Raw genomic sequence first — 26,078 nt, forward strand, 5'->3', positions numbered from 1 at the left:
TGCTGAGAAGTATTGCTGAGAAGTATTGCTGAGAAACGCGCGGACTGCCCCCATTCTGACCGGCACACCGCCATCAAGTTTCCTTCCCGCGGCCGCTCAGCACGCGCGAAAGGCGCCGCAGATCAAGCTTGCCGCCGAGCGGCGTGGCGCCCGGCTGGTGAGATTACCATACGGCTTACCACAAGGGGTTGTACACGGGAAGCGGAGGAGGCGGTGCCGGCGCAGGGGCCGGCTCGACCGGCGGCAAGGCCTCGATCGCCGGCCGTTCGTCGAACGGCGAGGCGTCCGGCGGCACTTCCTGGCTGCCTGGCGGGATGTCCGACGGCAGCTCCAGCGGCGCTTCCAGCGGCGCGCGCGCGATGTCGATCGTGCGCGTTTCGCCCGCATCGATGAATTCCGGGTAGATCCAGTCCGCGCCGTCGTGCACCACGTCCTCGGGTGGGGTGCGCTGCACCGACGGCGCCTTGGCCAGGGCCGCCCGCATGTAGTCGATCCAGATCGGCATGGCGAGCGTCGAGCCGAACTCGCGCCCGCCCAGCGAACGCGGTTCGTCGTAGCCCATCCACGACACCGCCACCACGTTGCCCGCATAGCCGGCGAACCAGCCGTCGACGGCGTCGTTGGTGGTGCCGGTCTTGCCGGCCAGATCTTGACGCCCCAATTGCCTGGTGGCTCCGGCAGCGGTGCCCATGCGGGCCACGTCGCGCAGCATGCTGTCGACCACGAAGGCGTTGCGCGCGGTGACCGCGCGGTTGGCTTCGTTTTTCGCCTGCGGCGGCCTGGTCTCCAGGATGACGGCGCCGTTGCCGTCCTGGATGCGCGAGATCAGGTAGGGCTGGACGCGGTAGCCGCCATTGGCGAACACCGCGTAGGCGCCGGCCAGTTGCAGCGGCGTGACGGCGCCGGTGCCCAGGGCCATCGTGTAGTTCTTCGGATGGCGCGCCAGGTCGAAGCCGAAGTGCTCCAGGTACTGGTGGGCGAAGTCGACCGACACGGCGCGCAGCACGCGCACCGTCGGCACGTTCTTCGATTTCACCAGCGCCTGGCGCAGCGACACCTCGCCGTCGAACACGCCGTCGTCGTTCTGCGGCGTCCAGGGCGTCTCCAGCGTGGCGCCGGGCAGTTCGATCGGCTGGTCCAGGATGCGGGTGGTGGGCGAGTAGCCTTTTTCCAGCGCCGCCGAGTACACGAAAGGCTTGATGCTCGATCCCGGCTGGCGCCAGGCCTGGGTCACGTGGTTGAATTTCTGCAGGTTGTAGTCGAAGCCGCCCACCAGCGCGTGGTAGGCCCCGGTGTCGGCGTCGATCGCGACGAAGGCCGCGGCCACCTGTGGCACCTGGGTGATGGCCCACGCGCCGTCCGCGCCCGGGTCCGTGCGCTTGCTGATGCGGACCACGGCGCCCGGCGTGATCCTGACGCTCTCGCGCGCCTTGGGCGACAGTGCGGCGGCTGCGAACCTGAGTCCGGCGCCGCGGATGGCGACGTCGTCGCCCGAGAGCGTGGCGACCAGCACTTCCTGCGGGCTTGCCGCGAGCACGACCGCCGCCAGCAGGCCGTCGCTGGCGCGGCGCTTCTGCAGCGCCTCGACGATCGCTTCCTCGCGCTCCTCCGCTTGCTGCGGCAACTCGATGCGCGCCTCCGGGCCGCGATAGCCATGGCGCTGGTCGTACGCCAGCACGTTGCGCCGCACCGAATCGTAGGCCGCGTTCTGCTCGGCCGCCAGGATGGTGGTGGTCACGGTGATCCCACGCGTGTACGCCTCTTCGCCGAACTGCTGGTAGACGACCTGGCGCGCCAGCTCGGCCACGTACTCGGCGCGGGTGTCGAAGCTTTGCCCGGCATCGCGCTTGACGCGCAGCGGTTCGGCCAGGGCCTGGCGGTACTGGGACTCGTTGATCTCGCCCAGTTCCAGCAGGCGCTTGAGGATGGCGTGCTGGCGCGCCTGCGCGCGCTTGGGATTGGACACCGGATTGGTGCGCGCCGGGTTCTGCGGCAGGCCGGCCAGCATCGCGGTCTCGGCCAGCGTGAGCTGTTCGAGGGTCTTGCCGAAATAGCTGCGCGCGGCGCTCGAGAAGCCATAGGAGCGCTGGCCGAGGAAGATCTGGTTCATGTACAGCTCGAGGATCTGGTCCTTCGTGAGGTTGTCCTCGATCTTGTAGGCCAGCGCGATCTCGGTGAGCTTGCGCGTGACGGTCTTCTCGTTGGTAAGGAAGAAGTTGCGCGCCACCTGCATCGTGATGGTCGACGCGCCTTGCCGGAATCCTCCGCGCAGGTTGGCGCGCGCCGCGCCCAGCGCGCGGATGAAGTCGATGCCGCCGTGGTCATAGAACCGCGTGTCCTCGATCGCCAGCACGGCGGCCTTCATCGTCGGAGGGATCTTCGCGATCGGCACGAAGTCGCGGTGCTCGACGCCGAACTGGCCGATCAGCACATTGTCGGCCGTGTAGATCCGCAGCGGGATCTTGGGACGGTAATCAAGGACGGCGTCGATCGGCGGCACCTTGGGCAGGATCGCCGTCATCACGTAGACGGCGGCGCCGGCGATCGGCAGCATGATCGCGGTCAGTGCGATGAGCATGAAGGCGTGCAGGCGCTTCATGCCGAACAGGGTGTTGCTGGACTGCTTGTTGGTATCGCTCACTGCTGGACTTTCGCGGTGCGGCCGCGCTGTGGGCCAGGAGCGGCCGATTATAATCCGCTTTGCGCGGCGCACCGCGTCTGCACTTTCCTTCCGTTCGCGCATGTGCGATATTCTCGCCTTGGACCCGTCCGCGGCGCGGCGGGCCGCGTCAGCCACGAAGGAAATCCATGCCATTCGATTCGAAACCGGCCGGCTTCAAGCCCTATATCCCGGCGAGCGCCCAGCTGCCCGAGATGACCCCGCGCGCCCTGATCATGGGCGTCATCCTGGGCATGATCTTTGGCGCGTCCTCGCTCTACCTGGTGCTGAAGGTGGGCCTGACGGTCAGCGCCTCGATCCCGGTGGCGGTGATCGCGATCACCCTGTTCGGCATGGCGAAGAAGCTCGGCGCGCGCGAATCGACGATCCTCGAGAACAGCGTGGCCCAGACCGCCGGCTCGGCCGGCGAATCGCTGGCCTTCGGCCTGGGCGTGACCATGCCGGCCATCATGATCCTCGGTTTCGACCTCGAGATCTCGCGCGTGATGCTGGTCGGGGTGCTGGGCGGCCTGCTCGGCATCCTGATGATGATCCCGCTGCGCCGCACGCTGATCGTCGACCAGCACCGCGAACTGAAATACCCGGAAGGCACGGCCTGCGCCGAGGTGCTCAAGGCCGCCGCCACCGACGTCTCGCGCGAGGCTGCCGGCGAAGTGCGCGACGCGGCGAGCGCGGAAGGCAGCGACGCCATCAAGACGGCGAAACGGCGCGCGATGCTGATCTTCGGCGGCTTCGGCATCGGCATCCTGTACAAGACCCTGAGCGTGTCGTTCAAGGGCTGGCGCGACACCATCAACTTCGAGTTCGGCGCGCCGCTCAAGACCGGCAGCATCGGCGCCGAGGTGTCGCCCGAACTGGTGGGCGTCGGCTACATCATCGGCCCGCGCATCGCCTACACGATGGCCGCCGGCGGCGTGCTGGCTTCGCTCCTCCTGGTCCCGATGATCAAGTTCTTCGGCGAGCTGGCGAGCGCGCCGCTGGCGCCGGCCACGATCCCGATCCGCGACATGACGGGCGACGACATCCGCGCCTCGTACATCCTGTATATCGGCGCCGGCGCGGTGGCGGCCGGCGGCCTGATCTCGCTGGCGCGCTCGCTGCCGACGATCTGGAACGGCCTGCGCGGCGGCCTGGCCGGCGTCCGGCAGGGGTCGAAGGGCGACGTGTCGCTGCGCACCGACCGCGACATCCCGATGAAGTGGGTGGTGATCGGCTGCCTGGCCATCATCGCCATCATCTCGCTGGCCGCGCCGCTGCACATGAACGTGCTGGGGGCGGTGCTGATCCTGGTGTTCGGCTTCCTGTTCGCCACCGTCTCGTCGCGCCTGACGGGCGAGATCGGCTCGTCGTCGAACCCGATCTCGGGCATGGCGGTGGCGACCCTGCTGTTCACCTGCCTGATCTTCCTGGTGATGGGCTGGACCGGCGGCCAGTACTACGTGACCGCGCTGTCGGTCGGGGCCATCGTCTGCATCGCCGCCAGCAATGCCGGCACCACCTCGCAAGACCTCAAGACCGGCTACCTGGTCGGCTCCACCCCGCGCATGCAGCAGTATGCGATCCTGTGCGGCGCCTTCGCCTCGGCCCTGATCCTGGGCCCGATCCTGCTCAAGCTGAACGAAGCCGGCACCGTCTACGTGCCGGCGGCGCAGGTGGCGCCCGGCCTCACGGTCGACGCCGCGACCTTGACCGACACCGCGCAGCTGCAGGGCCCGCAGGCCAAGGATGACCCGAACACCTATAAGGTCTGGCACAAGACGGACACCGTGGGCGGCCCGGCCGGCAAGTACTTCGTCGACGCCGCGGGCAAGGTGGTGTACCTGGTCGACCCAGGCATCAACGGCCACCACAATACGCGTCCGGACGGCACCGAAGTCAAGAAATACGATGCGCCGAAGGCGGTCCTGATGTCGTACATCATCAAGGGCATCCTGGACCAGGAACTGCCGTGGACCCTGGTGCTGTTTGGCGTGATGATCGCGATCGTGCTGAAGATGGCGGGGATCGCCTCGCTGGCGTTCTCGGTCGGCGTCTACCTGCCGCTGGTGGCAACGCTGCCGATCGCGATCGGCGGCACCGTGCGCTGGCTGGCCGATCGCCGCAACAACAAGCTGCCGCACAACGCCCATTTCAACGACGAAGAGCGCCAGGCGGCGGGCGACCGCAGCGCGGGCGTGCTGCTGGCCTCGGGCTATATCGCCGGCGGCGCGCTGGCGGGCATCATCATCGCCATCACGGCCGGCGTGTTCACCGATTTCGACGCCGCGGTCGGCGCCTGGGCCCAGGCCTCGAACCCGTTCTTCGCGGGCGCGAGCGCGAACTGGCTCAGCATGATTCCGTATGGCGCCATCGTGCTGCTGCTGTACTGGGTGGCGCGCGAGAAGACCGGGAAGGCGTAACAGCGCCAGGCGCAAGCGACGACGCCGGCTGGGAGCCGGCGTCGTCGCTTTAAAGGGATGGGGACTAGACGTAGGCCAGGTCGTGCTGGCGGATCGTGCTGTCGATCCAGTCGTCGGCATGGCTGAAGCGGTAGCCGAGTTCGCGCGCGCGGCCGGTGTCGAGCATCAGCGGCGTGAGCAGGTCGAACGGCGACGGACTGCCCGCGGCGACCTTGCGCGTGCGCGCCGCGACGCCCAGCGCCGCCGCCACGCGGCCATGCAGTTCGCTGGCCGAGAGCGCGCCGTCGGATGCCGCGTTCACTGGTCCCGTGAAGTCCTGGGCGCCGGCCCAGACCAGGAAGTCGGCTGCCTCGCGCGCCTCGAGGAAGGAGGTGCGCGCCTTCGCGCTGGTGTACGGCAGGGCGGCGCCCTGGCGCACCAGGTCGACGTAATGGGCCAGGCGGCCGGTGAAGTCGTCCGGGCCGCCCAGCACGTGGCCCAGGCGCGCGGTCACCACCGGCATGCTGCCGGCGCGGTACAGGTAAGCCTCGGCCTGCACCTTGCCGGCGACGTAGCTGTCGACCGCGTGCGCCGGGTCGTGCCATGGATAGGAGGCATCGATCGGCTGGGCGTCGACGTGGAGCGCATCCTCGTCGAAGGCCTGCGACTGCGGCTCCAGCGCGCGGTAGACATCGATGGTCGAGGTCATGACGTAGCGCTTGACGTTGCCGCCGAAAACGCGGCTCGAGATGGCCGCGTCGAGCGGCGAGTAGCACATCTGGTCGTAGACGATGTCGAACTTCACGCCGCCGAAGGCGGCGCGCATGGCGTGCTCGTTGCGGCGGTCGACCCTGACGCGCGCGATGCGCGCGCCGAAAGGATCCGGCGCGTAGCCGCGGGTGGCGATGGTGACGTGGTGGCCGGCCCGGACCAGGCGCTGCACCAGCAGCTTGCCGAAAAACCGGGTTCCGCCGATCACGAGAATATTCTTGGGCATGGTGCTTCCTTGTGTGATCATTATTATTTTCCTCGGAGCAGTACAATTCATCAACCGAGAAAAAATCACACCAATGACTAAGAAAAACTTATCCATGAGGTTGCGGTGAAGGCCTTGCGCAGCCTGTCCGGCCTGATCGACTTCGAGTGCGCCGCGCGCTGGGGCAGTTTCAAGCTGGCCGCGCACGAGCTGCACAAGACGCCGGCGGCCGTGAGCCTTCAGGTAAAACAGCTGGAAGAAACCATCGGGTTCGCGCTATTCGTGCGGCATCCGCGCCACATCGCGCTGACCGAAAAGGGCCAGGAGCTGGCGATCGCCACCGCCCGCATGCTGGGCGAATTGCGCGCCAAGGTCAGCGCGCTGCAGAGCGGCGACGAAGAAGCGGTGCTGCGCATCGCCACTACCCACTCGTTCGCGATCAAGTGGCTGGTGCCGCGCATGCACCGTTTCACGAAACTGTATCCGGAACTCGACATCCGGCTCGATTCGAACGACGCGCCGGTCGACCTGCAGGCCGACAGCACCGACGTCGCGATCCGCTATGGCCCCGTTCTGGATGCCGATCCGGCGGTGCTGTTTCGCGAGCGGCTGGTGCCGGCCTACAGCCCGGACCTGCTGGCGCCGGGCCAGGCGGCGCTGACCCTGGCCGATCTGGACCGGCACCGCCTGTTGATCGTGCACTCGCCCGAGGCCTGGCTGCAACTGCTCAACGAGAACCGCGCACTCAGGGGCGAATACGATTTCTCGCGCGCCTACAGCCACTGGGGCGTGCTGGTGCAGGCCGCGGTGGCGGGGCAGGGCGTGGCCCTGGTGCCGTACGGGATCGCGTACCAGGACATCGCTTCCGGCGCGCTGCGCCTGATCCCCTGCCGCAGCATGCCGTTCGCGAACGGCTACCGTTTTCTCGCCAACCCGCACAAGGAGCACATGCTCAAGGTGCGGCGCTTTCGCGAGTGGATGGTGGCCGAGATGGCGGCCATGCGCGCGCATCTCGATTAGTGCTTGCCGATCCGTGCTGGCCGATCCGCGCGCCGGAACGACAAACGGCGGCCCGCGGGCCGCCGTTTGCGTTGGAGCAGGACGCGCTTACTTTACGCCGTGCATCAGTTTCTGGATCACCGGCGCCAGCAGCAGCAGCAGCACGCCGCCGCCCAGCAGCGACCAGAAGCCGAAGCTGTAGCCGCCCAGTGCCGACGCCACCGACATGCCCGAATCGCCCGAGACGTGCGAAGCGAAGATGCCCGACAGGTTGTTGCCGATGCCGGTCGACAGGAACCAGCCGCCCATCCCCAGGCCCACCAGGCGGGTCGGCGCCAGCTTGGTCACCATCGACAGGCCGATCGGCGACAGGCACAGCTCACCGATCGACTGGATCACGTAGACCGCGAACAGGGTCCAGAACGGGATCTTGCCGTTGTCGTTGATCAGCTGCGACAGCGCGTACATCAGGAGGCCGAAGGCCAGCGCGTTGAACACCAGGCCCAGGCCGAACTTGCGCGGGATCGACGGATTCGCGTTGCGCCTGCCCAGCCACACCCAGATCGCGGCGATGATCGGCGCGAACACGATGATCGCGACCGAGTTCACCGACTGGAACCAGGCGACCGGGAAGGTCCAGCCGCCGAAGTCGCGGTCGACGATGTTGTCGGCCAGGAAGGTGAACGAGCTGCCGGCCTGCTCGAAGAAGCACCAGAACAGGATGTTGAAGAAGAAGATGATCATCATGGCCCAGGTCTTGTCGCGCGCGACCTTGCCCTCGCGGATGCCTTCCATGACCAGCATTGCGGCCAGGCCGATGAACAGGATGGTCAACAGGATCTGCAGGTTGTTGGCGCCCGCCTGCAGCAGCAGGTACATGACCGGGATCACCAGGAGCGCGCCGACGACCGTGAAGACCAGGCGCTTCGGATTGGCCAGGTCGCCGATCGGCGCGCCGATGCCCTTCAGGGACTTGCGGCCGACGTAGAACCAGAACAGCGAGATCAGCATGCCGATGCCCGAGGCCAGGAACACGATCTTGTACGACGGCATGGCCTGGGTGCCGAACACCTTCTCGGCCAGGATCTGGGTCAGGATCGGCGCGAAGAAGGCGCCGACGTTGATGCCCATGTAGAAGATGGTGAAGCCGGAATCGCGGCGGGTGTCGTTCAGCGCATACAGCTGGCCGACCATGGTCGAGATGTTCGGTTTGAACAGGCCGTTGCCGACGATGATGGTCGCGAGGCCCAGCTTGAAGACGTCGTGGTTCGGGACCGAAATCATGAACAGGCCGGCGGCCATGAAGATGGCGCCGACCAGGATCGAACGCTGGTAGCCGATGATGCGGTCGGCGACATAGCCGCCGAAGACGGCGCCGGCATACACCAGCGCGAGATAGGAACCGTAGGTCAGGTTGGCGTCGGCCTGGCCGGCCGCGTCACCGCCGTAGAACTGGGCAACGATGTAAAGGACGAGTGCCCAACGAATGCCGTAGAAAGCGAAGCGCTCCCAGAATTCGGTCATGAACAGCATCCACAGCGGTGCTGGGTGGCCCATGATCTGCTTGAATTCTGGAAGAGGTCGGCTGGCGGGTGTAGTAGCTGCACCGCTCATGCGGTTCCTCCCGAAAATGTAGTGACAGAGTAATAGAGAATGGACTAGTTCGTAGGCCGAACATTCCAATAGGCAGGCATTCTAGTGCATATTCTTCATCACAAGAAAGTTTTTTCCCCGTGTGTTATGACGGGTCGAAGATGGTGCACTGCACCCCGCTAGACTCACATTTGTGGGGCACGGATCAGGCGCAAACTGCCGCGGTTTGGCGTATATTGCTGTAAAGGCCGTAACGTTACTTAGAGAGAAGAGGAAAACAGGACCATGACCCACGACGTAGTCGATACACTCGTTTCACCCGAAAGCCTGCAACTGGTCGACACCCTGATTTCGCCGCAAGGCCGGCTCGAAGTGCTGTCGAAGGCCGAAGTGGCCAAGCTGCTGGAAACCGGCAAGGCCGGCCTGTACGACGTATTTCGCAAGTGCGCGCTCGCCGTGCTCAATACCGGCAGCGACATCGACGACGGCAAGGAGCTGCTGGAGCGCTATGCGTCCTTCGACATCAGCATCCTGCAGCGCGAGCGCGGCATCAAGCTCGACATCCGCAACGCGCCGGGCAATGCTTTCGTCGATGGCAAGATGATCCGCGGCATCCACGAGCACCTGTTCTCGGTGCTGCGCGACATCGTGTTCGTGAATTTCGACGTCACCGACAACCCCAAATTCGACCTGACCCGCAGCGAGGGCATCACCGACGCCGTCTTCCATATCCTGCGCAACGCCAACGTGCTGCAGCCGCACAGGAATCCCAACCTGGTGGTGTGCTGGGGCGGCCATTCGATCAGCCGCATCGAGTACAACTACACCAAGAAGGTCGGCTATGCGCTGGGCCTGCGCGAGATGGATATCTGCACCGGCTGCGGACCGGGCGCCATGAAAGGCCCGATGAAGGGCGCCACCATCGGCCACTCCAAGCAGCGCCTCGGCAACGGGCGTTACCTGGGTATCTCCGAACCTGGCATCATCGCGGCCGAATCGCCGAACCCGATCGTCAACGACCTGGTGATCATGCCGGACATCGAAAAACGCCTGGAGGCGTTCGTGCGCACCGGCCACGGCATCGTCGTGTTCCCGGGCGGCGCCGGCACCGCCGAAGAGATCCTGTACATCCTGGGCATCCTGCTCCACCCGGACAATGCCGAGATCCCGTTCCCGCTGGTGTTCACGGGGCCGGCGTCAAGCCGCGACTACTTCACCCAGATCGACGCTTTCCTGGGCGTGACCCTGGGCGAACAGGCGCAGCGGCGCTACCAGATCATCATCGACGACCCGGACGGGGTGGCGCGCGCCATGCAGGCCGGCGTGCAAGAGGTGCGCGCCTTCCGCAAGGCGCACAGCGACGCCTATTATTACAACTGGCGGCTCAAGATCGACCATGAATTCCAGAAGCCGTTCAAGCCGACGCACGAGAACATGCGCAACCTCGACCTGCACCGCGGCATTCCCACGCACCTGCTGGCGGCGAACCTGCGCCGCGCATTCTCCGGCGTGGTGGCGGGCAATGTGAAGGAAGAGGGGATCCGCGCGATCGAGCAGTACGGCAAGTACGAGATCCACGGAGAGTCCGAGATCATGGGGCCGATGGATGCGCTGCTGGCGTCGTTCGTCGAGCAGAGCCGCATGAAATTGCCGGGCAAGGCGTATACGCCTTGTTATACCATCGTGCAATAAACGGCCCGCTGCCCTAATACGGCGTGCGGGTGAAGTAGGCTGCGCATGTGCGCATGAAAAAAGCCGCCTATCGGCGGCTTTTTTGCGTCAAACTTCCTTGCGTCAGTCTTCCTTGCGCAAGTGCGGGAACAGCAGCACGTCGCGGATGTTCGGCGAGTCGGTGATCAGCATCATCAGGCGGTCGATGCCGATGCCGCAGCCGCCGGCCGGCGGCATGCCGTATTCCAGCGCGCGGATGTAGTCGGCGTCGTAGAACATCGCCTCGTCGTCGCCCGCATCCTTGGCGGCCACCTGGGCCAGGAAGCGCGCGGCCTGGTCTTCGGGGTCGTTCAGCTCCGAGAAGCCGTTGGCGATCTCGCGGCCCACCATGAACAGCTCGAAACGCTCGGTCACGCCTTCACGGGTGTCCGAGGCGCGCGCCAGCGGCGAGACCTCGGCCGGGTAGTCGACGATGAAGGTTGGTTCCCACAGCAGGGCCTCGGCGGTCTCTTCGAACAGCGCCAGCTGCAGCGCGCCCAGGCCGGCGGTGGCGAACGGCTTGACGCCAAACCTGGTCTTCAGCTCGGTCTTGATGAACTCGGCGTCGTTCAGCTGCTCGGGGGTGTAGCCCGGCGCGTACTTGTCGATCGCCTCGACGATGGTCAGGCGCTGGAACGGCTTCGACAGGTCCAGCTCGCGGCCGCCGTAGCTCAGCACGGCGCTGCCCTGGGCGTCGATCGCGGCCTGGCGGATCACCTGCTCGGTGAAGTCCATGATCCACTTGTAGTCGGTGTAGGCCGCATAGAATTCCATCATCGTGAATTCCGGGTTGTGGCGGACCGACACGCCTTCGTTGCGGAAGTTGCGGTTGATCTCGAACACGCGGTCGAAGCCGCCCACCACCAGGCGCTTCAGGTACAGTTCCGGCGCGATGCGCAGGTACATTTCCATGTCCAGCGCATTGTGGTGGGTGATGAACGGCTTGGCCGCGGCGCCGCCCGGGATCGGGTGCAGCATCGGGGTCTCGACTTCCATGAAGCCGTTCTTTTCCATGAAGCGGCGCATCGACGACATCGCGGCGGTGCGCGCCTTGAAGGTGCGGCGCGTCTCTTCGTTCATGATCAGGTCGACGTAGCGCTGGCGGTACTTGGTCTCCTGGTCGGCCAGGCCGTGGAACTTGTCCGGCAGCGGGCGGATCGCCTTGGTGATCAGGCGCAGCGTGGTCACCTTGACGGTCAGCTCGTCGGTCTTGGTCTTGAAGAGCACACCCTCGACGCCCAGGATGTCGCCCAGGTCGTAGCTGCGCAGCGCTTCCATGGCTTCCTCGCCGGCGTTGTCGAGGGCGATGTAGACCTGGATGCGGCCCGCCGCGGCCGGGCCGGAACTGTCCTGCAGGGTGGCGAAGGCGGCCTTCTTGCCTGCTTCGCGGCGCAGCATCATGCGGCCGGCCAGCACCACCGGAACCGGTTCGGCTTCCAGCTCTTCGCGGGTCCTGCCGCCGTAGGTTTCCACGAGGTCGGCGGCCTTGTGCTGCGGGACGAAGTCGTTCGGGAAGGCGACGCCTTTCTCGCGGATCGCACCCAGCTTGGCGCGGCGCTCGGCCATGATCTTGTTTTCGTCAAGCGCCGGAAGCGGAGCCTGTTCTTGGTTTTCGATATTCATTATTGTGTGATTCTGGTGTTGGTTGGTTCAGGCCAGCAGGGTCTCAACGTCCAGCTGCGTGAAATCGTTGACGACGGCGATGACGTTGTCGAACTCGGCGAAGGCATCAGGCGGCAGGGTGGTGGTGAGCACCACCGCGCGCATGCCGGCGCGGCGCGCCGCTTCCACGCCCAGCGGCGCGTCCTCGAACACGATGCACCCGGCCGGCATCGTCTCGCAGCGGTCGGCCGCCTTGAGGAAGACGTCAGGATGCGGCTTGCCGCGCGGGACGTCGACCGTGCCGACCACCACCGCGTCGAAGCGGGGCCTCAAGTCCATCTCGTCCAGGATGAAGCGCGCACTGCCGGGCGACGCCGACGTGGCCACCGCCAGTTTCCAGCCGCGCGCGCGGCCGGCCTCGATGAAGGCGTCGAATCCGGCAATCGTGCGGCGGTGCGGGCCGTACAGCTCGCGGTACAGCGCTTCCTTCTCGTGGTTGAGCGTTGCCAGTTCGTCGTCGGCGAGATCGTCGCGGATGTAATGGCGCAGGATTTCCTTGCCCTGGCGCCCGGCCGTGTCGCGAAAAAAAGCGTCCGGCTCGATGACCTGCCCGCGCCGCGCGAAGAAGGTGATCCACGCCTGGGTGTGGAAGTCCATGTTGTCGACGATGGTGCCATCCATGTCGAAGATCAGCGCGCGCTCGGGTGCGGTCATCGGGTTCTGCCTCGTCAGACGTTCTGCTTGAGGGATGCGGAGATGAAGTCGTCCAGGTCGCCGTCGAGCACGTTCTTGGTGTTGCCCGTTTCGAAGCCGGTGCGCAAGTCCTTGATGCGCGACTGGTCGAGCACATAGGAGCGGATCTGGTGGCCCCAGCCGACGTCGGTCTTGGAGTCTTCGAGCTTCTGCTGCTCGCTCATGCGGTTGCGCAGTTCGAGTTCGTACAGCTTCGCCCGCAGCATGTCCCAGGCCTCGGCCTTGTTGCGGTGCTGCGAACGGTCGTTCTGGCACTGGACCACAATGCCCGATGGGCCGTGCGTCAGGCGCACCGCGGAATCGGTCTTGTTGATGTGCTGGCCGCCCGCGCCCGATGCGCGGTAGGTGTCGATGCGCACGTCGGCCGGGTTGATCTCGATCTCGATCGAGTCGTCCACTTCCGGATACACGAACAGCGAGGTAAACGAGGTATGGCGGCCGTTGGCCGAGTCGAACGGCGACTTGCGCACCAGGCGGTGCACGCCGGTCTCGGTGCGCAGGTGGCCATAGGCATACTCGCCGTCGACCTTGATGGTGGCGGTCTTGATGCCCGCGACCTCGCCGTCGGACTGTTCGAGGATCTCGGCCTTGAAGCCCTTGCGTTCGCAGTAGCGCAGGTATTGACGCAGCAGCATCGAGGCCCAGTCCTGGGCTTCGGTGCCGCCGGCGCCGGCCTGGATGTCGATGAAGCAGTTCGCATGGTCCATCGGATTGCTGAACATGCGGCGGAACTCCATCGCCTCGATGATCTTCTGCACTTCGTCCAGGTCGCCGGACACCGCTTCCATGGTGTCGTCGTCGCCTTCCTCGCGCGCCATGTCGAACAGGTCCCTGGCGTCGGCCAGGTCGGCCTTGGCCTTCTCGAGCACGAGGACGACGCCTTCCAGCGCCTTCTTCTCTTTGCCCATTTCCTGGGCTTTCTTCGGGTCGTTCCAGATGGAGGGGTCTTCCATCTCCTGGTTGACCTGTTCTAGTTTCTCCGACTTCTTATCGAAGTCAAAGATACCTCCGAAGTTCGGCCTCGCGACCGGTCAGGTCGTTCAGCAGGGCGGAAATGGCGTTGATGCGTTCGGCTTCCATGGTCTCGGCAGTCTCATTGGTTGGTTGAATCGAACCGGGGATTATACCCGACGACGGCGCCAATGCCTGCGCTGACCACTGCGCCGACGACGCCGTATGGATTGCCACGGCCGTGGCTGCTGCCGTATCATCGGCCCCGTCCTGTATCCAGAACTGCTCATGAACCGCTCCCTGCGTTACCAAATTGGCATGGCCTGCGCGCCGCTGCTGCTCATCCTTCCCGTCCACGCCGCCCAGGCCCCGAGCGGTTCGACCGCCGTGCTGGCCGTGCTCGAGACGTCCGACCTGCATGCGAACGTGGTCGGCTACGACTATTACAAGCTGGCGCCGGACGCCTCGATCGGCCTGGACCGCACCGCCACGCTGATCCGGCAGGCGCGCAAGGAATTCGCCAACACGCTGCTGCTCGACAATGGCGACACGATCCAGGGCACGGCCTTCGCCGACTACCAGGCGCTCGTGAAACCGCCGGGCTGCGACCAGGTGCTGGGCATCTACAGGATCATGAACGCGCTCGGCTACGAGGGGGCTACCGTAGGCAACCACGAGTTCAACTACGGCTTGCCGTTCCTGAACCAAGTCACGGGCAGCAGCTTCCAGGTCAAGGACGTCGCGCCGCAGGCCAGGCCCTGCGCCGGGCCGAACTTCCCGATCGTGCTGGCCAACATCCACAGCCTGCAGACGAACCAGCCGCTGTTCGCGCCCTACAAGATCATCGACAAGAAGATCGTCGCGACCGGCAAGGACGGCAAACAGGTCGAGAGCACCGTCAAGGTCGGCATCATCGGCTTCACGCCGCCCGAGATCATGGCCTGGGACAAGCGCTGGCTCGCGGGCCGCGTCGAGCCGGTCGACATCAAGGCCAGCGCCGAGCGCTACATCCCCGAAATGCGCGCGAAGGGCGCCGAACTGGTGGTGGTGCTGGGCCATTCGGGCCTCGATGACGCCGCCTATTCACCGAAGATGGAACACACCAACTGGCACCTGGCCAAGGCGCCGGGCGTGGACGTGGTGCTGATGGGCCATTCGCACCAGCTGTTCCCGAACAAGGACAGCAGCGTGCCCCAGTTCAACCTGCCGGGCGTGGACAAGGCGCGCGGCCTGGTGCACGGCGTGCCGGCCGTGATGCCGAGCCAGTGGGGCAAGCATCTGGGCGTGGTTCGACTCCATCTGAAGTCGGACGGCAAGCGCTGGACGGTGGAAAAGGACAAGACCGTGGTCGAAGCGCGTTCGACCCAGACCGCTCCTAAAACCTTCGTCGAGCCCGATCCCGAAGTGACGGCGCTGGTGCGCGCCGAGCACGAGGCGACCATCGCCTACGTCAGGACGCCGGTGGGCAGGTCGGCTTTCCGCATGACGACCTATTTCGCCGACGTGGGCGATCCGTCGGCGCTGGAAGTGGTCAACCGCGCGCAGGCCGACTATGTCCGCAAGTACGTCCAGGCCAACCTGCCGCAATACGCCAGCCTGCCGGTGCTGTCGGTGACGGCGCCGTTCAAGGCCGGCTTTCCGACCGTGGCCGACTACACCGACGTGCCGGCCGGTGATCTCGCCCTGAACAACGCGGCCGACCTGTACCTGTTCCCGAACTCGCTGTACGCGGTCAAGGTCGACGGCGCGGGCCTGAAGGCGTGGCTGGAAACGGCGGCGGGGCGCTTCAACACCATCGACCCTGCGAAGCCAGAGGCGCAGGAGCTGGTCAACAGCCGCTTCCCGAGCTTTAACTTCGACACCATCACCTCGCCCGACGTGCGCTACGAGATCGACGTGACGCGCGCGCCGGGCGAGCGCATCCGCAAGCTGACCTACCAGGGCAAGCCGGTCGCGCCGACGCAGCAATTCCTGGTGGCGACCAATAATTACCGCGCCAGCGGTGGCGGCGGCTTCCCGGGCCTGGACGGCGGCAATGTGGTGCTGGCCTCGCCCGACAACAACCGCGACATCCTGATCGAATACATCCGCGGTGCGAAGGAACTGGGCCGCAAGGCCCACGGCGCGGCGCGCAGCTGGCGTTTCGCCCGGGTAGAAACGGCCGGGCCGGTGGTGTTCCGCTCGGCGCCGGAGCTGGTCGGGCTGGCGCGCGAGGCGGGAATCGACAACGTCAGCCAGTTGAAGGCCGACGATGGCAGCGGCAAGGGCACGGCGCTGTATGCGGTGGACCTGTCGAAGTAATTCGTTACCCCATGAACCGTCGTCCCCGCGCAGGCGGGGACCCAAGTCGTTAGCGTTGAGACTGCGCTTGAAGATCCGATAAGCAGGCACACTTGGGTCCCCGCCTTCGCGGGGACGACGTATTGAATGTCGCGACGACGTTCAATGCAGCTGCTTCTTCTCGGCCTGCACCAGCACGAACGGGCTCACCACCGACGCCCACAAGATTTCATCCGCCTCCAGCCAGCCCTGCGCCTGCGCGTCGCTGACCTTGGCCACGCTGCCGTCGGTCATCCAGCGCGTCACGCTGTCGCGGTCGTCGTGGGCGATGCGCAGGGCGACCTCGATCAGGTCCAGCGCTTCGCTGACCCAGATGACCGACCCGCTGGCGAAGTGGCGCTGCAGCTCGCTCCATTTGACGCGGCCGGTCTCGCGGTTGATCTTGTCGTGCAGTTCGGTGTCTTTCTCGGGTTTGGTTTTCATCGTGAATCTGTTCAAAGAATCTCGACCGCAGGATGCGGCGAACCCGCCCATGTTAACCGATAGGTCTGCGCCTTGCGCACATTGCCGACCAGCGCCGGCCGGAAGCAGGCCAGGCAGGTGCCGGCCGGATGCCGCACGCTGGGGTAGATGACGCCCATCGATCCGCCGTCGAGCAAGTCGTGCGCCAGGGCCTGCGAAGCGACGTAGCTGCCTGGATCGAGACAATCCTCGTAGGCGGCGATGCCGCGCAGGTCATGGAAGGTGGCGCTGAAATCGGCCAGCAGGCACTGGTAGGAGACGCTGTCGTCGAAGCGGCCGATCTCGGCGTATTCCACCGTCTTGTGAAAGACTACCTCGGCCAGCGAGGTCGCGGCATCGAAGCCGCAATACCAGGCCCCGCGTTCGCCGTCGTTGAAGCGGCTGCCCTCGGGGCGGGCATAGGTAAAGGCGGCGTTGACGATGCGGAAGTTCGGCACGCCGAACACCAGCTCGTCCATGCCGATGCCCGGCAACAGCCCGGACTCGCCGCGCAGGCGGTCGTTGGTGGCGTTATCGAGGTCGAACAGGTCGCGCAGCACGTCGTCGTCCTCGGCCAGCGGCGCCAGCACCGAGTTTTCCATGTCGGCGAAGCGCGAGGGGATCAGGCGGCAGGTATCGTTCTGGCGCAGCAGGGTCAGGCGCGGACTCAGCTTGGCCATCGATCACAGGCCGCCGCGCCGGGCGTCGAGCAGGCGGCGCACGCCCTGCATCGCGAGCAGGCCGCCAGCGAGCATGAAGGCGAGCGGCGTGCGGCCGGCGAAGATGGGATTGGTGTTGGGCAGCTGGACCCATTCGTCGGCCAGCTTGTCGCCATACAGGATGTGCAGGCTTTTATAGATGCCGAGCAGGTAGGAGATGCGGGTGATGCGGTCGACTTCCAGCACCCGGTCCGGGTGCTTTTTCCAGTCATAGAACGCCGAGGATGACAGGCCGCCGAGCAGTTCGCGCGCATCGTCGTCGCGCAGGTTCCAGGCCGCCGCCAGCCGGAAAAAACCTTTCAGCGCCGATGGCGACAGCCGTTCGCGCTCGGCCCGCGAATGGAGATCGACCAGGGTCGCCGGCTCGAACCGGCTCTTGGGATAGGCATAGGCCACGCTCATGATTCCTCCGATATAGGAGTATTTATACTCCGTTTCAGGATAGCGTGCAAGGGACGGTTGTCAAGCGAGCCGTCCCGTGACAGAATCATTCAATTGCCAAATAGCAAAGTTTTGTACTTTCGCCAAATGCGCCTCCGTTCCCTATCATTGATCGTCGTCTGCCTCGTGGCCGCCGTCGCCACCGGCCGTGCGCGTGTGACCCACGAAGACCTGCGGCGCCAGGTGGTGGAGCACGAGCGCGCGTTCGCCGCCACCATGGCGGCGCGCGACTTCGAGGGCTTTGGCCGTTATCTGGCGCGTGAGGCCGTGTTCATGACCGGGAGCAGCACCCAGCGCGGCAAGGAGGCGGTGCTGAACGCCTGGCGCCGCTACTATGACGGCCGGCAGCCGCCGTTCTCATGGGAGCCCGGGCAGGTGGAAGTGGTCGAGTCGGGCACGATGGCCTACAGCACCGGGCCGGTGCGCGATGCGGCGGGCCGCCGTATCGGCAGCTTCAACACGGTGTGGCGGCTGGAGGCGCCGGGAAGATGGGCGGTCGTGTTCGATCGCGGGTGCGACTGCACCGAGTAGGCACGGGAGAGTAGCGGGGAGAAGCGGGGAGAAAAGCGGAGAGAAAAGAGGGAAGAAAAGCGGGGCGGCAGGCGGGGCGACCCCGGCGCCGCCCCGCTCGCGTTCGGCGTCTTAGTCCGCGCCCAGGCCCGTGGCGATGGCCGCATCGGCGCCGGCGCCGGCGCTGAGCATCCAGCCCATCATCAGGAGGTAGAACATCAGCAGCGTGAAGAGCACCGACACGCGGCGCGCGCTGATGCCCTCGAACAGCGGCTTGTTGCCGTAGGCGACGCCGACGAAATAGGCGCCGAACACGGTGGCCATGTAGTGCACCGCGCCGAAGGTCTCGCCCAGCTCGCCCTTGCGCGGATGGTCGACCAGCAGGTGCGACAGGATCACCAGGATCAGGTAAGGCACCGAGGCGGCCAGCGGCGGCAGGTACAGGCCGAAGCGCTCGACGAAGGCGCGGATCGCCGGACGCTTGAGCGCGAGCAGCGGCAGGAACAGATTGTGGATCAGGCCGGTGATGACGATGACCTTGAGCAGCACGGCCTTGTGCAGGCTTTCCTCGCCGAAGCCCAGGTTGTGCAGATTGGTTTCGGCCTGGCGGTTATTTTGCAGGAACCATTCCGGCGACTGGATGTTCAGGATGCGCTGGAACCAGCTGACTTCTTCCAGCGCGGCCAGGGCCACCAGGCCGGTCAGGCCCGCCAGCGCCAGCACGCCGAGATCGAATCCCCCGCTCTTCCAGCGCGCGAGCGCGACATAGCCCAGGAGGCCCGAGGTCAGCGAAAATGCCAGGAACTGCATCCATTCGACGATGCCGTCTTCCACCAGCAGGCGCGACAGCTCATGCGGATTGTTGGCCCAGATCAGGGCCAGCAGCAGGCAGAACGCGTTGATGATCGAGGCCGAGATGATGACCGGATGCTTGTACCATTTGTTATCTACCACTCAATTACTCCTTCAAAGACGAAAAATGTTCGGCCGCCAGCGGCTGCAGCGCGCGCGTCGGGGCCGGATCGGGTTCGGATTCCGGCAGGCGGTCGGCGGCGCGGCGGCCGGCGCGACGCAGCGCGGCGGCCAGCAGGGCGGCCACGGCCCAGGCCCACAGCAGCGGGTCGACCAGGGCATCCCACAGGTTGCCGGTCGGCAGACGCAGCAGCGCGAAGAGGGCGAGCGCGCCCAGCAGGCTCGCCGCCGGAGCGCGCGCGTGGCCGCGCACGATGGCCAGCACGCAGGCGATGGCGGCGACGATGCCGAACAGCGGCGCGGCGCCCTGGCCAAAGCCGGCATAGTAGAAGCCGCGCGCCAACAAACCGACGGCGTCGAGATACAGCAGCGCGCCGCCGACGGCCAGCACGCCGGCCAGCGCCTGCGGCATGACCTGGCTGCGGCGGATGCCGCGCCAGCGCTCGGCCAGGCGCAGCAGGCAGCAGCCGACCAGCAGTCCGCTCGGATACTGGAAGGCCAGGCCCAGCCACCACGCCGGCGACAGCGCGCCCGGCAGGGCCATCGCCGCCAGCGCGAGCGCCAGCACCGCGGCCAGCGCCACGCGCGACATCGGCGCCGACCGGCGCCACAGCGCACACACCAGGGTGGCGAGGACGATCGCCCAGCCCAGGCGCCCGTACAGGATTTGCGTCGAGAGATCCGGCAGGTCCATCAAATCGTCCCTTCTGCATCGATGCGGTAGCGGTGGTGGGCGATCGCCTGGCGCTGCCAGGTATAGGTGACGTGCAGTTCGTCGCCGACCTGCTGCAGGGTCGGATACGAAAACTCGTCGCCGGCCTTGCCCATGGCGATATCGGCCACCGTGCGCCAGCTGCGCATGTCGTCGGAAATCGACAGGCGCAGTCTGCTCCGCGCGGTCGCGTCGTCGGCGGCGTGGTTGTGCAGCATCAGGAACTGGCCGCTGGACAGGCGGATCGCAGCCATCGAGGTATTGTGATTGGGCAGGTCGAGCGCCGGCAGGTCGCGCCAGCTGGCGCCGCCATCGATGCTGGCCGCATGCTGCATGCGACGCGCTTCGCTATTGTCGCGCAGCAGCGCGCGCACCTCGGTCTTCGACACCGCCACGATGGCCGGCTGCAGGGTCGAGGTGCTTGTGCCGATGCGCGCCAGCGAGGTCGGGTTACCCTCGGGGTCGAACGCCATCAGCATCGGATATTTGTTGCCGATCTCGAAATACACCGGCAGCCACCAGCCGCCGTCGCTGAGCGCCAGCGGCGAGGTGCGCACCAGCGCGCTGGTATTGAATAGCGGCGAGGTCGGCAGCACGCGACGTACGCGGAAGCTGGCGCCCTGGTCGTTCGAGACGATGTGGGCGATGCGCGACGCCGCCCAGCCGCCGAGGCCGGTGGCGACGACGTACAGGTGGATCTTGCCGTCGCGGTCGGTCCAGGCGACCGGATTGCCGATGCGGCGCACGCCGAAACCGAGCGCGGCGCCAAGCGACTCGCGGCTGGCGACCATCCACGGCGCGCTCCAGGCGCCATTGGCCCAGGTCGAGGCATATACCTTGACGTCGGGGCCGCTCTCGCGGCTGCCGGCCCACCAGAAGGCCAGCATGCGGTTGCCCGGCAGCGGCGTCATCGAGCTGGCGTGGGCCGACGGCATGCCGAGCGGCGCCGGAATATGGGTGCTCGACAGTTCGGTGAGCGTGACCGGGCCGCCGCGCACGGCATCGGCCAGGCTCGGCTGGGCGGCGGCCTGGGCGCCGCGGCTCCAGCGCAGGCCCTCGGCGCCGATCATGAGCAGCACGAGGAGCACGCAGCCGAGCAAGACGAGATTGCGGGGGCGCGGCTGAGGGATCTGGGGACTCTCCATTCGCTTCCAGTAGAGGGAACCCAGCAGTTGCGACCTGGGCTCTGACAGTGATCGTCCCGGATGCGACATGTCGCTGCGGGATTGCTGGCGCTAAATAACCGACCAGCAAAAGGCGCTATCGTACCGGAAAGCCGGCGAAAGCACATCAGGCAGGGGCGATATCGGCCGAAATCGCGACCCGATCAGCCGGCAGGACACGCTGGATGCCGCCGATCAAGAGCAGATCATGGCAAGCTTGCTAAGTTATCGGCAATTTCTCGATAGTAAGCCCGCATCTCCGCTCCCATCTCCGCGTACACTTGCGCTTTTTGACAGCCGGACTCTGCCGCATGCGTACTTTACCCGTACTACTCATCCTGACCCTTGTCCTGCTCGGGGCCGGATGTGCGAACCATAATCCGTATTTCGACTCAGCCAAGCCGCACCACCGGCCCGAAGGCTTTGCCAATAACTATCCGAACAACCCCGCCTACCGGCGGCCGGAACTCGGCTTCTTCGAGGGCTGGACGGCGCGCATCAAGAACTGGACCGAGGACGAATCCGCGCGGGCGCCGAGCGCGCCGATCCCGGCGGTGGCGCCGGACCTGGCTTTCATCCATGCCAACCGGGACACGCCGGCGCTGACCTGGATCGGCCATGCGACCTTTCTGTTCCAGACCGGGACGGGCGTGAACCTCCTGTTCGATCCGGTGTTCGACGAGCGCGCCTCGCCGCTGTCGTTTGCCGGTCCCAAGCGGCAGCAGCCGCCGGGCGTGGCGCTTGCCGACTTGCCGCGCATCGACGTCATCCTGATCAGCCACTCGCACTACGACCACCTGTCGCGCGACTCGCTGCGCCGGCTGTACCGCCAGGCCGGCGGCCCGCCGCTGCTGGTCGCCCCGCTGGGCGTGGACCGGTGGCTGGAGAAGAACGTCACCGGTGGCGACCGTTCGCGCATCGTCAAGCTGGACTGGTGGGACACGACCTTCTACCAGGGGCTCGAACTGCACCTGCTGCCGGTGCACCACTGGTCGGCGCGCTCGCCGTGGGACCGCAACGCGACCCTGTGGGGCGGCTTCGCGGTGACGCGGCCGGGTCATTCCTTCTTCTTCTCGGGCGACCTGGGGTACTCGAAGGACATCCAGGACATCGCGGCGCGCTTCGGCGGCTTCGACCTGGCGGCGATCGGTATCGGCGCCTACCAGCCGATCTGGTACCGCAATTCCCACGTCAGCCCGGAAGAAGCGGTGCGCATCCACCGCGAGCTGGGCGTCAGGCGCAGCGTCGGCATGCACTGGGGGACGTATCCGATGGGGCAGGAGCGGCTGGACCAGGCCGCGATCGACCTGGCCACCGCGCGCCGAGCGCAGGGCGTGGCCGATGACGAATTCTTCGTGATGAAGATCGGGGAAACCTACCGCGCGTCCGCCCCGCGCTGACCGCTACGCTGGCGGCGCGCGCAGGGTGAGCTTGAGGATCTCGCCCGGCTGCCACAGCCGCATGCGTGGGCCCCAGCCGCCGGCGCCGCGGCTGATCAAGAGCTGCATGTCGCCTTCGCGGTGCAGTCCGACCAGGTGCGGGAATTCGCGCTTGACCAGGTAGCTGAAGGGCCAGATCTGGCCGCCGTGGGTGTGCCCGGACAGCATCAGGCTCACCCCTTCGCGCGCCGCGCGCTCGACCAGGGCGGGCGCCGGGATGTGCGCCAGCAGGATCGTCGCGCCCTGGGCGCGGCTCGGGATCGTCGTGGCCAGGCCGGCATGGATGTCGCCGCCTCTGCGCAGGGCGCGGCCGATGTCGTCCAGGCCCGCCAGGTGCAGCCCGGGCGCGATCTCGACCCGCTCGTCGCGCAGCCATCTCACGCCGCCGGCAGCGAATTCCGCGATCGTGCCGCCGGCGTCGCCGTAGTATTCGTGGTTGCCCGTCACCGCCCACACGCCCAGCGGCGCGCGCAGGCGGCGCAGCACCGGCGCCAGCTGGTCGTCGTTGATCGGCTCGTCCTCGACCTGGTCGCCCAGCATCACGACCGCGGCCGGTTCCAACGCATTGATCTGGTCGACCCGCTTGCCGAGCCAGGCGGCGCGGCGCTGGGCGCCGAGGTGGGTGTCGCTGATCGCGACCAGGGTCGTGCCGTCGAGCGCCTGCGGCAGGCCGGCCAGCGTCAATTCGTGCTCGACGATGCCTGGTGCGCGCAGCGCCTGGAAGACGGCGAAGGCGCTGACCGACACGCCGGCGATGGCGCCGGCCGCCAAAATCTTCGGCGCCCATTTGCGCAGCCACAGTCCGAAGCCGGTCGCCAGGTCGGCCAGCAGCAGGTATTGGGTCATGACGAACAGGATGCCGAGCCAGGTCATGGCGAACTGGCCCGGCCACCAGCGCCAGTCGAGGGCGGCGTCGCCCAGGCGCACGCCGAGCAGGTAGACGGCCCAGACCACCAGCGCGCCCAGCCACCACCAGCGCGCCTTGACGCGCGTGCGGACGGGAGCGAGCGCATACAGGCGATGCGCCACATAGAAATGCATCAGCGTGCCGATGCCGTTGAGGATGAGTGAAAACATGTGTACTGACGCCGGTTCGGGCCGGCGAGGGGGAGTCCGGAACCGGGCAATCATAGCGGGAATGCAATTTGCATGTCGCCAGGAATTTTCCTGAAGTCATGTGGGGTGTATACTGCGTCGCCCCCGTCATCCCCCATCGCCCAGTGACAGAACTGTTCAACGCGGTCGCGCGCAACCTGATTCTTCCGCCCGCCAGCCTGCTCCTCTTGACCGCGCTCGGCCTGCTGCTGCGGCGCCGCTGGCGGCGCGCCGGGGGCATCGTCGCCGGTTTTTCCCTGGCGCTGCTGGTCCTCCTGTCGAGCAGCGCCGGCGCGGGCTTTTTGGTCCGGCCGCTGGAGGCGATGGCGACCCCGCTGCGCGAGCCGGAAAAGGCCGGGGCGCAGGCGATCGTGGTGCTGGCTGCCGGCCGCCTGCGGGCGGCGCCGGAATACGACGGCCGCGACATCCCCGACCATGTCGCGCTGGCGCGCCTGCGCTACGCGGCGCACCTGCATCGGCGCACCGGGCTGCCGATCCTGGTCAGCGGCGGCGCGCCACGCGCGGGCAGCACGAGCCTGGCCGATGCGATGGCCAGCGCGCTGCGCGAGGATTTCGGGGTGCCGGTGCGCTGGGTCGAGGGGCGTTCGCGCAATACGGCCGAGAATGCCGCCTTCAGCGCCGCGCTGCTGCGCCTTGACAAAGTGGAGCGGGTGCTGCTGGTGACCGATGCGATGCACATGGAACGCGCCCGCACCGTGTTCCAGCGCGCCGGGCTGCGGGTGACGGATGCGCCCACCATGTTCTTCGGCGACCAGGCGCGCGGCGCGCTCGCCTGGGTGCCGAGCGCCGAGGGCATGCGCCGCTCGTGGTACGCCACGTATGAGCTGATCGGGAATGCCTGGTACTGGCTCAGATCGAGCGGGGCATCCTAAGCGGCTTCGGCGTGCTCCACCAGCAGCTGCACCTTGGTCACCCCATTGTATTCATTGGCGTCGAGCCGGAACGCGACCCGCGCGCGCTCGGGCAGGCTGTCGGCGTGCCCGAACCAGATCGCGTCATATCGGCGGCCATTCTTCTCGAGCTGGAGTTTCAGGTGGCGCTCCTTGAGGATGCGCTGGCTGACCACGCGGAACTCGTCGCAGAACACCGGCGGCGCGAAGCCCTGGCCCCATACCTGGTCGTCCATCAGCGCGATGAACTGGGTCGAATAGAACTCGTCTTCGAGCGGGCCGTCGGTCTCGACGATGCGCTCGAGCTGGGCTTCGGTCAGCCAGGCCTGGCCGACCGCCTCGAACGCCTGGCAAAAATGATCGAAAGCATCCAGGCGGATCGACAGGCCGGCCGCCATCGCGTGGCCGCCGAACTTGTCGATCAGGCCAGGCACGCGCTTGGACACCAGGTCGAGCGCGTCGCGCAGGTGAAAGCCCGGGATCGAGCGGCCCGAGCCCTTGATCCAGCCGTCGCCGGCCGGGGCGAAGGTGATCGTCGGCCGGTAGAATTTTTCCTTCAGGCGCGAAGCGACGATGCCGATCACGCCCTGGTGCCAGCCTTCGTCGAACACGGCGATGGTGCTGGCGCTGGTGGGCTCGAAGCTGTCCAGGTGCAGCAGGGCGGTGTCCTGCATCTCGGCCTCGATCTCGCGCCGTTTGAGGTTGATCTCGTTGAGCTGCTGGGCGATGGCCCAGGCGCGACCCTCGTCGTCGGTGGTCAGGCACTCGATGCCGAGCGCCATGTCTTCCAGCCGGCCGGCGGCGTTCAGGCGCGGGCCGACGGCAAAGCCCAGGTCGAACGGCGAGGCGCAGCGCGCTTCGCGGCCGGCCACGCGGAACAGGGCGGCCACGCCCGCATGCATGCGGCCGGCGCGCATGCGCTTCAAGCCTTGCGCGACCAGGATGCGGTTGTTGGCGTCCAGCTTGACCACGTCGGCGACGGTGCCCAGCGCGACCAGGTCGAGCAGGCTGTCCAGTTTCGGCTGGGTCTGGGCGTCGAACACGCCGCGCCGGCGCAGTTCGGCGCGTAGCGCCAGCAGCACGTAGAACACCACGCCGACGCCGGCCAGGTGCTTGCTCGGAAAGCCGCATTCGGGCTGGTTCGGGTTGACGATCACGCGCGCCGGCGGCAGGGCGTCGCCCGGCAGGTGGTGGTCGGTGACGACGACCTCGATGCCGAGCCGGTTGGCCTCGAGCACGCCTTCCATGCTGGCGATGCCGTTATCGACCGTGACGATGATGTCGGGGTTCTTTTCGCGCGCCATGATCTCGACGATGCCGGGCGTGAGGCCATAGCCGTGCACCACGCGGTTGGGCACGAAGTAGTCGACCTGGGCGCCCATCGCGCGCAGGCCGCGCAGGGCGACCGCGCAGGCGGTGGCGCCGTCGCAGTCGTAGTCGGCGACGATGGTCATGCGCTTGCCGGCCCCGATGGCGTCGGCCAGGAACGCGGCGGCCGCGTCGATGTGCTTCAGGCCCGAAGGCGGCGCCAGCGCCGTCAGCTCGCTCGAGAGTTCGCGCACGTGCTCCAGGCCGCGCGCGGCATAGATGCGCGCCAGCACCGGGTGGACGCCATCCTGGCGCAGCAGTTCCGAAATGCGGAACGGGCAGGGGCGGGTGGAGATGCGGGTCGAGGTAGTCAAGATGCGGTCAA

The 26,078-nt window shown here is 66.7% G+C and carries 22 protein-coding genes; 7 read left to right on the forward strand and 15 right to left on the reverse strand.

Features of this window, described 5'->3' with window-relative positions:
• Positions 1–175 precede the first annotated feature (175 nt).
• Positions 176–2,599: a penicillin-binding protein 1A gene (locus tag ABIB38_RS14405; RefSeq protein ID WP_429204918.1), complete on the reverse strand. Its 2,424-nt coding sequence runs from the start codon at positions 2,597–2,599 to the stop codon at positions 176–178.
• 209 nt (positions 2,600–2,808) lie between these two features.
• On the opposite strand from ABIB38_RS14405, the gene ABIB38_RS14410 reads away from it, so the two are divergent.
• Complete coding sequence (locus ABIB38_RS14410; RefSeq protein WP_429204842.1) at positions 2,809–5,079, forward strand: OPT family oligopeptide transporter; 2,271 nt, start codon at positions 2,809–2,811, stop codon at positions 5,077–5,079.
• Positions 5,080–5,143: 64 nt separating this feature from the next.
• On the opposite strand, the gene ABIB38_RS14415 is transcribed toward ABIB38_RS14410, so the two are convergent.
• A complete protein-coding gene (locus ABIB38_RS14415) occupies positions 5,144–6,055 on the reverse strand; it encodes an NAD-dependent epimerase/dehydratase family protein (protein WP_429204843.1) in 912 nt (303 codons plus the stop codon).
• A gap of 105 nt (positions 6,056–6,160) precedes the next feature.
• Between ABIB38_RS14415 and ABIB38_RS14420 the strand changes: the two genes are divergently transcribed.
• Positions 6,161–7,054, forward strand: a complete 894-nt coding sequence (locus tag ABIB38_RS14420; protein WP_429204845.1) for a LysR substrate-binding domain-containing protein — start codon at positions 6,161–6,163, stop codon at positions 7,052–7,054.
• A gap of 87 nt (positions 7,055–7,141) precedes the next feature.
• Here the strand turns inward: ABIB38_RS14420 and ABIB38_RS14425 are convergent, their stop codons facing one another.
• A complete protein-coding gene (locus tag ABIB38_RS14425) occupies positions 7,142–8,647 on the reverse strand; it encodes a peptide MFS transporter (RefSeq protein ID WP_429204847.1) in 1,506 nt (501 codons plus the stop codon).
• Positions 8,648–8,911: 264 nt separating this feature from the next.
• On the opposite strand from ABIB38_RS14425, the gene ppnN reads away from it, so the two are divergent.
• Positions 8,912–10,318, forward strand: coding sequence for a nucleotide 5'-monophosphate nucleosidase PpnN (gene ppnN, locus ABIB38_RS14430; RefSeq protein WP_429204848.1), 1,407 nt, complete (start codon positions 8,912–8,914; stop codon positions 10,316–10,318).
• Positions 10,319–10,420: 102 nt separating this feature from the next.
• Here the strand turns inward: ppnN and lysS are convergent, their stop codons facing one another.
• The 4 genes from lysS to ABIB38_RS14450 all read right to left on the reverse strand — a co-directional run bounded on the left by lysS (position 10,421) and on the right by ABIB38_RS14450 (position 13,879).
• Positions 10,421–11,959: a lysine--tRNA ligase gene (gene lysS, locus ABIB38_RS14435; RefSeq protein WP_429204850.1), complete on the reverse strand. Its 1,539-nt coding sequence runs from the start codon at positions 11,957–11,959 to the stop codon at positions 10,421–10,423.
• A 27-nt stretch (positions 11,960–11,986) separates the two neighbouring features.
• Entirely contained in the window at positions 11,987–12,652 is a 666-nt protein-coding gene (locus ABIB38_RS14440; protein WP_429204852.1) for an HAD family hydrolase, read from the reverse strand.
• 14 nt (positions 12,653–12,666) lie between these two features.
• Positions 12,667–13,771 (reverse strand): peptide chain release factor 2 gene (gene prfB, locus ABIB38_RS14445; protein WP_429204854.1). Its coding sequence is split into 2 segments (ribosomal slippage): positions 12,667–13,689 and positions 13,691–13,771, totalling 1,104 coding nucleotides; the frame shifts between segments, so codons are not numbered across the junction.
• Complete coding sequence (locus ABIB38_RS14450; protein WP_429204922.1) at positions 13,688–13,879, reverse strand: hypothetical protein; 192 nt, start codon at positions 13,877–13,879, stop codon at positions 13,688–13,690. Before ABIB38_RS14450 ends, prfB begins: the two co-directional genes overlap by 84 nt.
• Positions 13,880–13,960: 81 nt before the next feature.
• Here ABIB38_RS14450 and ABIB38_RS14455 point away from each other — a divergent pair, with 81 nt between their 5' ends.
• Positions 13,961–15,943 carry a bifunctional 2',3'-cyclic-nucleotide 2'-phosphodiesterase/3'-nucleotidase gene (locus ABIB38_RS14455; RefSeq protein ID WP_429204920.1) on the forward strand — a complete coding sequence of 661 codons (1,983 nt, stop codon included), beginning with the start codon at positions 13,961–13,963 and terminating at the stop codon, positions 15,941–15,943.
• A 141-nt stretch (positions 15,944–16,084) separates the two neighbouring features.
• Here the strand turns inward: ABIB38_RS14455 and ABIB38_RS14460 are convergent, their stop codons facing one another.
• Genes ABIB38_RS14460 through ABIB38_RS14470 form a run of 3 tightly spaced genes read right to left on the reverse strand, consistent with a single transcriptional unit; the run spans position 16,085 to position 17,544 of the window.
• Positions 16,085–16,405, reverse strand: a complete 321-nt coding sequence (locus ABIB38_RS14460) for a DUF2288 domain-containing protein (RefSeq protein WP_429204856.1) — start codon at positions 16,403–16,405, stop codon at positions 16,085–16,087.
• Positions 16,406–16,416: 11 nt separating this feature from the next.
• Positions 16,417–17,103, reverse strand: a complete 687-nt coding sequence (locus tag ABIB38_RS14465; protein ID WP_429204857.1) for an RES family NAD+ phosphorylase — start codon at positions 17,101–17,103, stop codon at positions 16,417–16,419.
• 3 nt (positions 17,104–17,106) lie between these two features.
• Complete coding sequence (locus tag ABIB38_RS14470; protein ID WP_429204858.1) at positions 17,107–17,544, reverse strand: antitoxin Xre-like helix-turn-helix domain-containing protein; 438 nt, start codon at positions 17,542–17,544, stop codon at positions 17,107–17,109.
• 126 nt (positions 17,545–17,670) lie between these two features.
• Between ABIB38_RS14470 and ABIB38_RS14475 the strand changes: the two genes are divergently transcribed.
• Positions 17,671–18,114, forward strand: a complete 444-nt coding sequence (locus ABIB38_RS14475) for a YybH family protein (protein WP_429204860.1) — start codon at positions 17,671–17,673, stop codon at positions 18,112–18,114.
• Positions 18,115–18,225: 111 nt separating this feature from the next.
• Here the strand turns inward: ABIB38_RS14475 and ABIB38_RS14480 are convergent, their stop codons facing one another.
• The 3 genes from ABIB38_RS14480 to ABIB38_RS14490 are packed head-to-tail and all read right to left on the reverse strand — an operon-like array spanning position 18,226 to position 20,922.
• Positions 18,226–19,047, reverse strand: a complete 822-nt coding sequence (locus ABIB38_RS14480; protein ID WP_429204862.1) for a hypothetical protein — start codon at positions 19,045–19,047, stop codon at positions 18,226–18,228.
• 4 nt (positions 19,048–19,051) lie between these two features.
• Positions 19,052–19,759, reverse strand: a complete 708-nt coding sequence (locus ABIB38_RS14485) for a hypothetical protein (protein ID WP_429204864.1) — start codon at positions 19,757–19,759, stop codon at positions 19,052–19,054.
• The gene (locus ABIB38_RS14490; protein ID WP_429204865.1) at positions 19,759–20,922 is read right to left on the reverse strand and encodes a sialidase family protein; all 1,164 of its coding nucleotides are present in this window, start codon (positions 20,920–20,922) and stop codon (positions 19,759–19,761) included. The genes ABIB38_RS14485 and ABIB38_RS14490 overlap by 1 nt, the downstream gene beginning before the upstream one ends.
• A gap of 329 nt (positions 20,923–21,251) precedes the next feature.
• Here ABIB38_RS14490 and ABIB38_RS14495 point away from each other — a divergent pair, with 329 nt between their 5' ends.
• Positions 21,252–22,340 (forward strand): MBL fold metallo-hydrolase, encoded by a 1,089-nt coding sequence (locus tag ABIB38_RS14495; RefSeq protein ID WP_429204866.1) that lies wholly within the window; start codon positions 21,252–21,254, stop codon positions 22,338–22,340.
• A gap of 3 nt (positions 22,341–22,343) precedes the next feature.
• Here the strand turns inward: ABIB38_RS14495 and ABIB38_RS14500 are convergent, their stop codons facing one another.
• Positions 22,344–23,456, reverse strand: a complete 1,113-nt coding sequence (locus ABIB38_RS14500) for a metallophosphoesterase (RefSeq protein ID WP_429204867.1) — start codon at positions 23,454–23,456, stop codon at positions 22,344–22,346.
• Positions 23,457–23,599: 143 nt separating this feature from the next.
• Between ABIB38_RS14500 and ABIB38_RS14505 the strand changes: the two genes are divergently transcribed.
• The gene (locus tag ABIB38_RS14505) at positions 23,600–24,367 is read left to right on the forward strand and encodes a YdcF family protein (RefSeq protein ID WP_429204869.1); all 768 of its coding nucleotides are present in this window, start codon (positions 23,600–23,602) and stop codon (positions 24,365–24,367) included.
• Here ABIB38_RS14505 and recJ read toward each other — a convergent pair.
• On the reverse strand, positions 24,364–26,067 hold the full coding sequence (gene recJ / locus ABIB38_RS14510; protein WP_429204871.1) for a single-stranded-DNA-specific exonuclease RecJ: 1,704 nt from the start codon (positions 26,065–26,067) through the stop codon (positions 24,364–24,366). The two genes, ABIB38_RS14505 and recJ, sit on opposite strands and share 4 nt — an antisense overlap.
• Positions 26,068–26,078: the final 11 nt, after the last annotated feature.

This window comes from Massilia sp. UYP11 (assembly GCF_050434805.1).
In the GTDB taxonomy this organism is placed as follows: domain Bacteria; phylum Pseudomonadota; class Gammaproteobacteria; order Burkholderiales; family Burkholderiaceae_D; genus Telluria.

What these genes read in the sequence shown, in the direction of transcription:
- ABIB38_RS14405 (WP_429204918.1), bottom strand. Translation starts at nt 2,599, where the DNA reads ATGAAGCGCCTGCACGCCTTCATGCTCATCGCACTGACCGCGATCATG.
- ABIB38_RS14410 (WP_429204842.1), top strand. Translation starts at nt 2,809, where the DNA reads ATGCCATTCGATTCGAAACCGGCCGGCTTCAAGCCCTATATCCCGGCG.
- ABIB38_RS14415 (WP_429204843.1), bottom strand. Translation starts at nt 6,055, where the DNA reads ATGCCCAAGAATATTCTCGTGATCGGCGGAACCCGGTTTTTCGGCAAG.
- ABIB38_RS14425 (WP_429204847.1), bottom strand. Translation starts at nt 8,647, where the DNA reads ATGAGCGGTGCAGCTACTACACCCGCCAGCCGACCTCTTCCAGAATTC.
- ppnN (WP_429204848.1), top strand. Translation starts at nt 8,912, where the DNA reads ATGACCCACGACGTAGTCGATACACTCGTTTCACCCGAAAGCCTGCAA.
- lysS (WP_429204850.1), bottom strand. Translation starts at nt 11,959, where the DNA reads ATGAATATCGAAAACCAAGAACAGGCTCCGCTTCCGGCGCTTGACGAA.
- ABIB38_RS14440 (WP_429204852.1), bottom strand. Translation starts at nt 12,652, where the DNA reads ATGACCGCACCCGAGCGCGCGCTGATCTTCGACATGGATGGCACCATC.
- ABIB38_RS14455 (WP_429204920.1), top strand. Translation starts at nt 13,961, where the DNA reads ATGGCCTGCGCGCCGCTGCTGCTCATCCTTCCCGTCCACGCCGCCCAG.
- ABIB38_RS14460 (WP_429204856.1), bottom strand. Translation starts at nt 16,405, where the DNA reads ATGAAAACCAAACCCGAGAAAGACACCGAACTGCACGACAAGATCAAC.
- ABIB38_RS14465 (WP_429204857.1), bottom strand. Translation starts at nt 17,103, where the DNA reads ATGGCCAAGCTGAGTCCGCGCCTGACCCTGCTGCGCCAGAACGATACC.
- ABIB38_RS14470 (WP_429204858.1), bottom strand. Translation starts at nt 17,544, where the DNA reads ATGAGCGTGGCCTATGCCTATCCCAAGAGCCGGTTCGAGCCGGCGACC.
- ABIB38_RS14475 (WP_429204860.1), top strand. Translation starts at nt 17,671, where the DNA reads ATGCGCCTCCGTTCCCTATCATTGATCGTCGTCTGCCTCGTGGCCGCC.
- ABIB38_RS14485 (WP_429204864.1), bottom strand. Translation starts at nt 19,759, where the DNA reads ATGGACCTGCCGGATCTCTCGACGCAAATCCTGTACGGGCGCCTGGGC.
- ABIB38_RS14490 (WP_429204865.1), bottom strand. Translation starts at nt 20,922, where the DNA reads ATGGAGAGTCCCCAGATCCCTCAGCCGCGCCCCCGCAATCTCGTCTTG.
- ABIB38_RS14495 (WP_429204866.1), top strand. Translation starts at nt 21,252, where the DNA reads ATGCGTACTTTACCCGTACTACTCATCCTGACCCTTGTCCTGCTCGGG.
- ABIB38_RS14500 (WP_429204867.1), bottom strand. Translation starts at nt 23,456, where the DNA reads ATGTTTTCACTCATCCTCAACGGCATCGGCACGCTGATGCATTTCTAT.